We start from the raw sequence: 11,761 nt of genomic DNA, 5'->3' as shown, positions 1-11,761 counted from the left end.
TGAGGCATCAAACCCTCGCGCAAGAGTGTATTTTCTGATTATATTTCATTTGGTTGGCAGAAGGTGTTCAGAAAAAGCGCAAACTTTGGGGATATGACACCCCGGGCCCATCGGAAAAATTCTGTTGCCGCACGACGAGTTGCGTGTCATTCCTCAAATTGTCGCATGGTTTCGCTTTTGACGCCCTTATGCGACGAAAGAGAAAGTGGTCCGCGAAGAGACCATCGAGGATAGTATGACGAGCGACAGATTCCCCGAACCCGGCAGCATCGCCGGCATGATCAGTGCAAATGCCACCCGGCTATCCGAGGCGCTGAACAGCCATATGCGGAACAGCTTCCACCCTGGAAGCCGGAAAATGCTGCGCAAGTTTCATCCGGCCGAGGTGTCGGAGCTGACCGGCATCTCGATGTCCAACCTGCGGACCCGGCATCAGGAAGGCGATTTCCCCGATGTAGAGACGGATTCCCGCGGTCGCAGGCTTTATTCCGCCGAAGAGATCGACCAGATTCGCGATGTGATGGCCCGCACCGGCCGCAATGGTGAAACCTATCGCCCCGGCCGCCGCGAGGGTGACGGGCTTCAGGTCATTTCCATCGTCAACTTCAAGGGCGGGTCCAGCAAGACGACGACGGCGATCCATCTGGCGCAGCGCTATGCCCTGCGCGGCTATCGTGTGCTGGCCATCGACATGGACCCGCAGGCGAGCCTGACCACCATGTTCGGCTACCGCCCCGAGATCGAATTTGCCGAGGCAGGCACGGTTTACGATGCCCTGCGCTATGAAGACCCTGTTCCGCTGAGCCAGATCATCCGGCAGACCTATTTCCACAACCTTGATCTGGCCCCGGCAGGTCTGCTGCTTTCGGAATACGAGACCGAAACTGCCTATGCCCTGCAACACCGGATCGAACCACCCTTCACCCAGCGGCTTGGCATCGCGCTGACCGAGGTGGAGAACGACTATGATCTGGTGATCATCGACTGCCCACCGCAACTCGGCTTCACCACCATGTCGGCACTTCTGGCCTCCACCGGACTGCTGATCACAGTCGTTCCCAGCATGCTGGATGTAGCGTCCATGGCACAATTCCTTGAAATGGCTGGGGAAACTGTCCGAACGCTGGAAGAATCCACCGGACCGACCGACTGGCGGTTCCTGAAATTCCTGATCGCCCGCTATGAACCGACCGATGTTCCGCAGGCACAGATGGCAGGCTTTCTGCGCTCGATCCTGCTGGAACAGGTTTTGAATACCCCCATGCTGAAATCCACCGCGATTTCCGACGCGGGGATGACGCAGCAAACGATCTATGAGCTGGACCCGAACCAGGTTGTTCGCAAGACACTGGACCGTATTCTGGAAAGCGTGAACGGCGTTGCGGATGAATTCGAGGCGGTTATCCAGCAGGCTTGGGGACGGGGGAATAGCTGATGGCACGCCGCAACATCTTTCAGCCACCACCGCCCCCTGCCCCGCAAACAGAGCCCGCTCCTGCGGAATCACGCCCCCGCTTTCCCAATACCGGACCCATGTCCGGTGTGAAATCGACCCTGCGGGATCTGTCGTCCAATGCCATCCGAGAGATCGACCCGACCCTGATTGAAGATGACGGGCCACGCGACCGGCTTGCCATCACGGATGCCGATGTGACCGAGCTGGCAGAAAGCATTCGGCACCATGGTCAGCAGGTGCCAATCATGGTGCGCCCACTGGCCGAGACGCCGGGGCGGTATCGCATCGTCTATGGCCGCCGCCGGCTACAGGCGCTGAAACTTGCCGGGCTGCCGGCCAAGGCTCTGATCCGGTCGCTGAGCGATGAACAGGCGATCCTTGCGCAAGGACAGGAAAACAGTCTGCGCGTCGATCCAAGTTTCATCGAAAAGGCTGTGTTCGTCAGTGAACTGGCGGCCAATGGCTATGACACAGCGGTGATCCTTGACGCGTTGGCAATCGACAAGCCGATGCTGTCGCGCATGACCAAGGTGGCCCGCACCATTCCGGCTTCGGTGATCCGCTTTGTTGGCCCGGCCCATGGCATCGGTCGGCGCCGGTGGGAAGATCTGGCGGATACCGCCCGCGATCATGGATTGAATCTTGAGGAACTCGCCGACCGGCTGAGCGCGAATGCGGCTGCGATTTCGTCGGATGATCGGTTCGCCCAGCTTCAGGCGGCGACCATCAAGGCTTCCACACCGGCCCGTCAAGCCCCACCTACCGAACCTGACGTGGCCGTTCGCGACACATCCGGCGCGACCATTGCCGAAGTAAAATCCACACCGCGCGCGCTGACGATCCGGTTCGGCCAGAGTGGCGACCCCGCCTTCACCGACTGGCTGCGCGCGAATGCGGAACACGAAATCCTGCGGCTTTACCGAAGCTGGAAATCCGGCCACCGCACGGACTGACTACATCGAGCACAGCAACAACAAGGAGCACATCGCAACCACAGGAAAAGAAAGAGCCCCCCAAGGTCACCCTCGGAGAGCCCAATCTGTTGCTTAGCACCCACAGATTTACCAGCTTCTCCCCGACAGTCAAGACAGCCGATTCGGCTGATTGATGGAATTTTGCCTGATAGCGGCAGAATGCTCGGCCTTTTGGTCAGGGTAATTCCCTTTGGTTTGCCGTGAAGACCCATGGCTTTCATGCACGCCTCTGCACCGATCCGGTCGCAGGACACTTTGTCATTGTCCGCGGACAACAATCGACCCGACCGCTTTGCCATTATCGACACGCTGCGTCAGGCCGCGCCCGCGCTGGGACTCGGGCCCCAGATCATAGCAACCCTCGACGCCCTCTTGTCCTGCCTGCCAGCCAAGCGCAACCACAACCGCGTCTTTGCGTCGAATGCCACGATCATGCTGCGGCGGAACGGCATTTCAGACCGGACGCTGCGCCGACATTTTGCACAACTGGTTGAGGCAGGTTTCCTGATCCGCTTCGACAGCCCGAACGGCAAGCGGTATTCCAGGCACGACCCGGAGATGGAAACTGTCCTGCGGTTCGGTCTGGATCTGTCACCCCTCTTTGCCGCCTATGGACGCCTGCGTGAACTGGCGCAAGAAGCAGCCGAGGCCGCCGCCCGTAACAAGTATCTGCGCTGCCGGTTGCGCGCGGCACTGTCTGAACTGGCAGACGATTCCCGCCGCGAACAACTTCACCGCGTTCTGCGCCGCAAACTGACCAACGAAGAACTGGAGCACTGGCTTCATCAGCTCGGACCCGATGTTGGAAGCCGCGCGGAAACGCGCTCTGAAGCGCATCAAATGTCCGGCAACAACGGCCAAAATGTCCGCCACCAACAGAATTCAGAAAAAGAACTTAAAGATAAGGATGCAGATCCGACCAGAAATGAACCTACGGCTGAAATAGCGCTCTCTGAACTTGTCGAGATCTGCCCACAGGCCCAAGCATTCTTGCAAGATGACATCAAATCTCCAGCGGATGTGGTTGCTCATGCACGGCAACTCGCACCGATGATGGGCGTAGAAATTGCTTGCTACGAAGCTGCTGAACGCAAACTTGGCACGATGGCCACTGCCCTGACAATCTGGGGCTTGCTTGAGAAGCAGGATAGCATTCTTCGTATTGGCGCATATTTCAGGGCGATCACCATTGGCCCACGCAGCGCGGGGTTCTGTCCATGGCGACTATTGGACAGCCTCAAGCGGCGCAAGATCAAGAGGCATGTTGTCCGCGGACAATTTGATGGCGCCAGTTTCGCGACGCATGAAGCATGGTGCAAATAACCGATGATGGTTCAAAAGTGACGAAAAGCAACAGGTTATGCGCGATTTTTCATCTTGTTGGTTCGAAACGTAGCGACCATGGCGCGAAACGCCGGATATGTTTTCTCTATCCCCGCCAAGTCGAACATTCTGGGTTCGATTTTTCGTATTTCGCGTGAAAACGAAAATAAACGCTTGACCTTCATGTCGGAACGGCTACCCCTAGAGGCAGGAAAGCGTCACAGAGGGAGGAGTGTCGGTGTCCTGTTCGCAAAGCCCAGCCGATCTTTTTGTGATCGGTGGCGGGATCAACGGTTGTGGTATTGCGCGGGATGCGACGGGCAGGGGCCTTACGGTTGTCCTGGCGGAACAGGGTGATCTGGCGCAGGCTACATCGTCAGCCTCGACCAAGCTGTTCCACGGCGGTTTGCGCTATCTGGAATATTTCGAGTTTCGTCTGGTGCGCGAAGCATTGGAAGAGCGCGAGACCCTTCTGGTTGCCATGCCTCACATCAGTTGGCCCATGCGCTTCGTTCTGCCGATTTCACCCGAGATGCGGTTCGAAGGAAGCACACCGACCTCGCGGCTTTTGTCCGTGGTCATGCCATGGTTGAGGGGGCGGCGCCCGGCGTGGCTGATCCGGTTGGGACTGTTCCTTTACGATCATCTGGGGGGGCGTCAGATTCTTCCGGGAACGCGGAAGCTCGATCTGACACAAGACCCGGCGGGGAGGGTGCTGCGTCCCGGCTTCCGCCTCGCCTATGAATATTCCGATTGCTGGGTGCAGGATTCGCGGCTCGTTTCACTGAATGCCCGCGATGCTGCCGACCGGGGCGCGCAGATCCTTGTCGGAACCCGTGTGATCGCGGCCGAGCGTTCGGGCGATCTGTGGCGCATCGTGACGGAAAGTGCCGAGGGCCAGCAGACGTTTCATGCCCGCGCCTTGGTGAATGCGGGTGGCCCATGGGTCGAAGATGTAATCCGCAATGTTGCGCATGTCCCCTCGACCGAAGGGGTGCGGTTGGTGCGTGGCAGCCATATCGTTACGAAGCGGCTTTATGATCACGACAGGTGCTATTTCTTTCAGGGCAGCGACGGGCGCATCATCTTTGCCATTCCCTATGAGCAAGACTTTACCCTGATTGGCACAACCGATCAGGATCACCACGGCGCACCGGGGGAGGTTCATTGTTCGGATGCGGAACGCGATTATCTGTGCGCGTTCGCCAGTCAGTATTTTGCCCGCCCGGTAACCCCCGAAGATGTCGTCTGGAGCTATTCGGGTGTGCGGCCTCTTTACAATGACGGTGCAAAATCCGCGACAGCAGCAACACGCGACTATGTGCTGAGTCTGCATGACGACGGGGCACCGCTGCTCAATGTCTTCGGCGGCAAGATAACGACTTACCGGCGGCTCGCGGAAAGTGCGCTTGCAAAGCTCGCGCCCTATTTCCCGCAAGCGAAGGGGCCGTGGACGGCGCGTGTGGCGCTACCGGGCGGTGACTTCCCGCATGACGGCGTTGCAACGCTCATAGATCAACTCTCGGCAAAGTACCCGTTTCTGGATTCGCGTGATACGGTGCGGCTGATCCGCACCTATGGGACGGAAGCCTTCACTATTTTGGGCGCGGCGAAAGAATCCGGGGATCTGGGCCGCGACTTTGGCGCGGGGCTGACCGAGGCGGAGGTCCGCTGGCTGGTCGAAAAAGAGTTCGCCCGCAGTGCGGAAGACGTCCTGTGGCGGCGCACCAAGCTGGGCCTGCACATGACAACTGATCAGATTGCCACGCTTGGGGCATTCATTGCCGGCACGGCAGGAACAGGGGAAGCAATGTCGGTGCGCACCAAAAGCCCGGCGGCAGAATAAAGGCGGAAGTGTCGGGCCAGAGGAGGGCAGGGCGCACCGTGGAGGAGAGTGGATGACATTGGAACTGCAAGGCGTGTCGCGCGTGGTCGGCGGGCGGGATCATATCCGCCCGACCAGCCTGACACTGCAGAATGGCACGATGAATGTGCTTCTGGGGCCGACCCTTTCGGGCAAGACCAGCCTGATGCGGCTGATGGCGGGGCTGGACAAGCCAAGTGCCGGGCGCATCCTGTGGGAAGGCCGTGACGTAACCGGCGTTCGGGTGCAGGACCGGGGCGTTGCCATGGTCTATCAGCAGTTCATCAACTATCCCGGCCTGACGGTTTATGAAAATATCGCCTCGCCCCTGCGTATCCTGCGCCGCGATGCAGCCCAGATCGACCGTGCCGTGCGCGAGACAGCCGAAATGCTGCGCCTGACCCCGATGCTGACCCGCAAGCCGCTGGAGCTTTCGGGCGGACAACAGCAACGCTGCGCGCTTGCGCGCGCGCTGGTGAAAGGGGCGGGACTTGTCTTGCTTGATGAACCTCTGGCGAACCTCGACTATAAACTGCGCGAGGAACTGCGGGTCGAAATCCCGAAGATCTTCGAGGCGTCGGGCGCGATCTTCGTTTATGCCACCACAGAACCGGAAGAGGCGCTGCTGCTGGGCGGTCATACCGCGACACTTTGGGAAGGTCGCGTGACGCAGTTTGGCCCGACCGCCGAGGTCTATCGCAACCCTGCCGATGCTACGACCGCGCGGGTATTTTCCGACCCGCCGATGAACTTTCTTCCGGCAATCAAGACCGGACACCGGATCAGTTTTGGCGACGGGGCCAATGCCCCGGCAGAGGGCGCCCTCGCCGGTCTTCCCGACGGGAAATATCTGGCCGGCTTCCGAGCCAATCATATGGCGCTCAACCGCCATTCCGGCAACGCGGTAGAGTTCGCCTGCCAGTTGGGCGTGACCGAGATCACCGGCTCGGAAACCTTCATCCATGTCAGACATGGCAACGACCGATGGGTCGGTCTGGTGGGCGGTGTGCATGACCTGAAACCGGGGCAGGATCTGCGCGTATGGCTTGATCCTGCGCATGTCTATCTGTTCGATGCGGAAGGGCGGCTTGCCGCACCCGCCGCCTATGCGAAGGCGGCCTGACCGATGGCACAGATCACGCTTAAGAACCTCGCGCACAGCTACCTGCCCAACCCCAGGGGGGAACAGGACTACGCGCTGAAGGAAATGGATCATGTCTGGCAGGACGGGGGCGCCTATGCGCTGCTGGGGTCGTCGGGCTGCGGCAAGACCACGCTTCTGAACATCATCTCTGGCCTGCTGCGGCCCAGCCACGGGCGGGTGTTTTTTGGTGACCGCGACGTGACCGATGCCGCCACGGCCGAACGCAATATCGCGCAGGTGTTCCAGTTTCCGGTCGTCTACGACACGATGACCGTGCGCGACAACCTTGCCTTCCCGCTGCGCAATCGCGGGCAGGACGCGGCCTATATCAAGCGCCGCGTCGATCAGATCGCGCAGATGATCGGGATGGAGGCCATGCTGTCACGCAAGGCGCAGGGGCTGACCGCCGATGCCAAGCAGAAGATCAGCCTTGGCCGTGGCATGGTGCGCGAGGATGTGAATGCGATCCTGTTCGACGAGCCGCTGACTGTCATCGACCCCCATATGAAATGGGAGCTGCGCACCCAGTTGAAGCAGCTTCACCGCGAATTCGGTCATACGATGATCTATGTCACGCATGACCAGACCGAGGCGCTGACCTTCGCCGACAAGGTGGTGGTGATGTATGACGGCCGTGTGGTGCAGCTTGGCACGCCGGAAGAGCTGTTCGAAACCCCGGCGCATACATTCGTTGGCTATTTCATCGGCTCGCCGGGGATGAACTTCATTGATGCGAAGGTGGCAGGCAATCGCGCCACCCTTGCCAGCGGGTCCGTGGTGGATCTGGGGGCAGATCACGGCACACCCTCGGGCCGTGTGCAGATCGGCATTCGCCCGGAACATGCTGTTCTGACGGCAGGGGAGGGGCTGCCCGTCGCCATCCGCCGGGTCGAGGATGTCGGTCGCCACCGCATCCTGCGGGCCGAGCTGGAAGGGCAGGCGTTCAACATCGTCCAACCTGAAGGGTTGCAGGTTCCGGGCGAGCCGCGCGTCACCTTCGCGCCGGGGAAGGTCAGCGTCTATGCTGACGACTGGCGTGTCGCACCGCAGGGGAGGGCGGTCTGATGGACAAGACACAGAACAACCGCGCCTGGTTTCTGGTGCTGCCGGTGCTGGTGCTCGTCGCCTTTTCGGCGGTGATCCCGCTGATGACCGTGGTGAACTATTCGGTCAACGACACTTTCGGGAACAACGAATTCTTCTGGGCCGGGCTCGACTGGTTCGACGAGGCCGTGCATTCGGACCGCATCCATGGCGCGCTGGTGCGTCAGGCGATGTTCTCGGCCATCATTCTGGCCATCGAGGTGCCGCTGGGCATCTTTGTCGCGCTGAACATGCCGAAGAAGGGCTTCTGGTCCTCGTTCTGCCTTGTGGTCATGGCGCTGCCTCTGTTGATCCCGTTCAACGTGGTCGGCACCATCTGGCAGATCTTTGGGCGCGGCGACATCGGCCTTCTGGGGCATACGCTGGCCGCCATCGGCATCGACTACAACTATACCTCCGACCCGTTCGATGCATGGGCGACAGTTGTGGTGATGGATGTCTGGCACTGGACCTCGCTGGTGGCGCTGCTGGCCTATGCCGGTCTGCAATCCATTCCTCAGGCCTATTATCAGGCCGCGCGCATCGACCAGGCAAGCCGCTGGGCGGTGTTCCGCTACATCGAGCTGCCCAAGATGAAGGGCGTCCTGCTGATCGCGGTGCTGCTGCGCTTCATGGACAGCTTCATGATCTATACCGAACCCTTCGTCGTCACCGGCGGCGGCCCCGGCAATTCGACCACCTTCCTGTCAATCGACCTTGTGAAGATGGCCGTGGGTCAGTTCGATCTTGGCCCCGCCGCCGCTTTCTCGATCATGTATTTCCTCGTGATCCTGCTGGTGAGCTGGGTGTTCTACACCGTGATGACCAATCTCGACCGTCAGGAGGCCAAGTGATGCGCAACCGCTCCTCTGCCCTTGTGATGACGCTTTACCTTCTGTTCCTCATGGTGCCGATCTACTGGCTGGTGAACATGAGCCTGAAGACCAATGCCGAGATCACCGGAACCTTCTCGCTGTTCCCGCGAGAGCTGACCTTCCGCAATTACATGGTGATCCTGACCGACCCGAGCTGGTATATGGGGTATGTCAATTCGATCATCTATGTGGTGCTGAACACGGTCATTTCCATCGCTGTGGCGCTGCCTGCTGCCTATGCCTTCAGCCGCTACAGCTTCATGGGCGACAAGCATCTGTTCTTCTGGCTGCTGACCAACCGCATGTCGCCGCCGGCCGTCTTCGCACTGCCGTTCTTCCAGCTTTATTCCTCGATCGGGCTGTTTGACACCCATATCGCAGTGGCGCTGGCGCATTGCCTGTTCAACGTGCCGCTGGCGGTGTGGATCCTTGAAGGCTTCATGCGCGGTGTGCCGAAGGAAATCGACGAGACCGCCTATATCGACGGCTATTCCTTCCCGCGTTTCTTCATCCGCATCTTCATGCCGCTGGTGGCCAGCGGGATCGGTGTTGCCGCCTTCTTCTGCTTCATGTTCTCCTGGGTGGAATTGCTGTTGAGCCGCACCCTGACCAGCGTGAACGCCAAGCCCATCGCCGCCACCATGACGCGCACGGTTTCCGCAAGCGGGATGGACTGGGGCGTGTTGGCCGCCGCCGGGGTGCTGACCATCATTCCGGGCGCGCTGGTGATCTGGTTCGTCCGTAACTACATCGCCAAGGGCTTTGCCCTCGGCCGCGTGTGAGGAGCGCAGGATCATGTCTGCAACCACGGCAAACCGCGCCAACTGGCCTGCAATCTACGTTACCGCCGCCGCAGTCCTTGGCGCCGCACTGATCTTCCTGATCTGGGCCACCCCGGTGAAGGACGGTGCGAAGGACTGGTTCGCCCCGATGATCAAGGGCGGCTGGATGGCCTGGACCTTCCCGGTCGCGCTGTTCTTCTGGGTCATCGCGAGCCTTCTGGTGACCTTTACCATCCTTGCGATCCGGTTCCCGGAAACCCCGCGTGTCGGCATCCTGCGGATCGAGACGACACGCGGCGACCGGCTGTTCATCTCTCTTCTCGGCTCGGCCTTCATCTGTCTGGTCTGGCTGTTCTTCGCAGGCCCTCCCGTCTGGGGCGGGCTTGTGCTGTGCCTTGCCTATGCCGCGGCGGTCTTCGTCTGGGTCTAGGCAGAACGATCCCTCTGGCGCGGCTGGACCCCGCACCAGAGGGCAAGAATGATCAACGCCTGTTTCACATTCCAAGGGAGGAATATAATGAGACTGACATCAACCGCAATGGCACTGGCGCTGTTGGCCGTGGGGGCCCCCGCCTGGGCCGACATGGACGCTGCCAAGAAATTCCTCGATTCCGAAATCGCGGGCATGACCGTCCTGTCGCCCGAAGATCAGGAAAAGGAAATGCAATGGTTCATCGACGCGGCCAAACCCTATGCGGGCATGGACATCAAGGTCGTGTCCGAAACCATCGCAACGCATGAATACGAAGCCAAGGTTCTGGCTCCGGCCTTCACCGCCATCACCGGCATCAAGATCACCCATGATCTGATCGGTGAGGGCGATGTGGTTGAAAAGCTGCAAACCCAGATGCAGACCGGCGAGAACATCTATGATGCCTACGTCAACGACTCTGACCTGATCGGAACGCACTGGCGCTATCAGCAGGCCCGCAACCTGACCGACTGGATGACGGGCGAGGGCAAGGATGTCACCAGCCCCGGTCTGGATCTGGCCGATTTCATCGGCACCCAGTTCACCACCGCGCCGGATGGCAAGCTTTACCAGCTTCCCGACCAGCAGTTCGCCAACCTTTACTGGTTCCGTTACGACTGGTTCACCGATCCCAAGACCATGGAGGATTTCAAGGCCAAATATGGCTATGACCTCGGCGTGCCAGTCAATTGGTCGGCCTATGAAGACATCGCCGAATTCTTCACTGGCCGCGACATGAGCTATGTGGGCGGGCCGGCTTCAGGCGTCTATGGCAACATGGATTACGGCAAGAAAGACCCCTCGCTGGGTTGGCGCTACACCGATGCGTGGATGTCCATGGCAGGCATGGGTGACAAGGGCGAACCGAACGGCCTTCCGGTCGATGAATGGGGCGTCCGGGTCGATGAAAACTCGCGTCCCGTTGGGTCATGCGTGGCACGGGGCGGGGCAACCAACGATGCGGCTGCGGTCTATGCGGTGACCAAGGCGATCGACTGGCTGCAAAAATACACCCCGCCGGAAGCCCAGGGCATGACCTTCGGCGAGGCCGGACCCGTTCCGGCGCAGGGCAATATTGCGCAGCAGATGTTCTGGTATACGGCCTTCACCGCCGACATGGTGAAGCCGGGCCCGGTGATGAACGAGGACGGCACGCCGAAATGGCGCATGGCCCCCAGCCCGCACGGCGCCTATTGGGCCGAAGGCACCAAGATCGGCTATCAGGACGTGGGGTCGTGGACGCTGATGAAATCCACCCCGGTGGATCGCGCACAGGCCGCATGGCTTTACGCGCAATTCGTGACCTCGAAGCTGGTTGACCTCAAGAAATCCGATGTCGGCCTGACCTTCATCCGTCAATCCACCATCGACAGCCAGCACTTCACCGACCGCGCGCCGAAGCTGGGTGGTCTGATCGAGTTCTACCGCTCGCCCGCCCGGACACAATGGTCGCCCACCGGCACCAATATCCCGGATTACCCGAAGCTGGCACAGCTGTGGTGGCAGAACATCGGCGACGCGCTGTCGGGCGCCAAATCCCCGCAAGAGGCGCTGGACTCGCTCTGTGCTGATCAGGAAAAGGTGCTGATCCGGCTTGAGAAGTCGGGTGTTCAGGGTGACATCGGCCCGAAGATGAACGAAGAGCAGGACCCGCAATACTGGATCGACCAGCCGGGGTCGCCGGTCGGCAAGCTGGACAACGAAAAGCCGCAGGGCGAAACCGTGTCCTATGACGAGCTGATCAAATCCTGGCAGAACTGATGCCATGAAAGGTCCGGGCGGCTGCGG

The 11,761-nt window shown here is 60.2% G+C and carries 10 protein-coding genes; all 10 read left to right on the top strand.

The features are described from left to right. Positions 1-235: 235 nt before the first annotated feature. The 10 genes from repA (at position 236) to D2N39_RS14645 (ending at position 11,734) form a co-directional block, all read left to right on the top strand. On the top strand, positions 236-1,435 hold the full coding sequence (gene repA / locus D2N39_RS14690) for a plasmid partitioning protein RepA (RefSeq protein WP_119135579.1): 1,200 nt from the start codon (positions 236-238) through the stop codon (positions 1,433-1,435). Next, positions 1,435-2,409, top strand: coding sequence for a plasmid partitioning protein RepB (repB, locus tag D2N39_RS14685; RefSeq protein WP_119135530.1), 975 nt, complete (start codon positions 1,435-1,437; stop codon positions 2,407-2,409). Before repA ends, repB begins: the two co-directional genes overlap by 1 nt. A gap of 231 nt (positions 2,410-2,640) precedes the next feature. After that, positions 2,641-3,753, top strand: a complete 1,113-nt coding sequence (gene repC / locus D2N39_RS14680; RefSeq protein WP_233557181.1) for a plasmid replication protein RepC — start codon at positions 2,641-2,643, stop codon at positions 3,751-3,753. A gap of 232 nt (positions 3,754-3,985) precedes the next feature. Continuing rightward, positions 3,986-5,599 carry a glycerol-3-phosphate dehydrogenase gene (gene glpD, locus D2N39_RS14675; protein ID WP_119135529.1) on the top strand — a complete coding sequence of 538 codons (1,614 nt, stop codon included), beginning with the start codon at positions 3,986-3,988 and terminating at the stop codon, positions 5,597-5,599. Positions 5,600-5,651: 52 nt separating this feature from the next. Then, the gene (locus tag D2N39_RS14670; protein ID WP_119135528.1) at positions 5,652-6,740 is read left to right on the top strand and encodes an ABC transporter ATP-binding protein; all 1,089 of its coding nucleotides are present in this window, start codon (positions 5,652-5,654) and stop codon (positions 6,738-6,740) included. A 3-nt stretch (positions 6,741-6,743) separates the two neighbouring features. After that, positions 6,744-7,826: an ABC transporter ATP-binding protein gene (locus tag D2N39_RS14665; RefSeq protein WP_119135527.1), complete on the top strand. Its 1,083-nt coding sequence runs from the start codon at positions 6,744-6,746 to the stop codon at positions 7,824-7,826. Further along, positions 7,826-8,698 carry a carbohydrate ABC transporter permease gene (locus D2N39_RS14660; protein ID WP_119135526.1) on the top strand — a complete coding sequence of 291 codons (873 nt, stop codon included), beginning with the start codon at positions 7,826-7,828 and terminating at the stop codon, positions 8,696-8,698. The genes D2N39_RS14665 and D2N39_RS14660 overlap by 1 nt, the downstream gene beginning before the upstream one ends. Beyond that, entirely contained in the window at positions 8,698-9,501 is an 804-nt protein-coding gene (locus tag D2N39_RS14655; protein ID WP_119135525.1) for a carbohydrate ABC transporter permease, read from the top strand. The genes D2N39_RS14660 and D2N39_RS14655 overlap by 1 nt, the downstream gene beginning before the upstream one ends. A gap of 13 nt (positions 9,502-9,514) precedes the next feature. Continuing rightward, on the top strand, positions 9,515-9,931 hold the full coding sequence (locus D2N39_RS14650) for a DUF2160 domain-containing protein (protein ID WP_233557179.1): 417 nt from the start codon (positions 9,515-9,517) through the stop codon (positions 9,929-9,931). Positions 9,932-10,018: 87 nt separating this feature from the next. Next, positions 10,019-11,734, top strand: coding sequence for an ABC transporter substrate-binding protein (locus D2N39_RS14645; RefSeq protein WP_119135524.1), 1,716 nt, complete (start codon positions 10,019-10,021; stop codon positions 11,732-11,734). Positions 11,735-11,761: the final 27 nt, after the last annotated feature.

The organism is Gemmobacter lutimaris (assembly GCF_003570715.1).
Lineage (GTDB): Bacteria > Pseudomonadota > Alphaproteobacteria > Rhodobacterales > Rhodobacteraceae > Gemmobacter > Gemmobacter lutimaris.
This window is presented reverse-complemented; position numbering and strand designations above follow the sequence as displayed.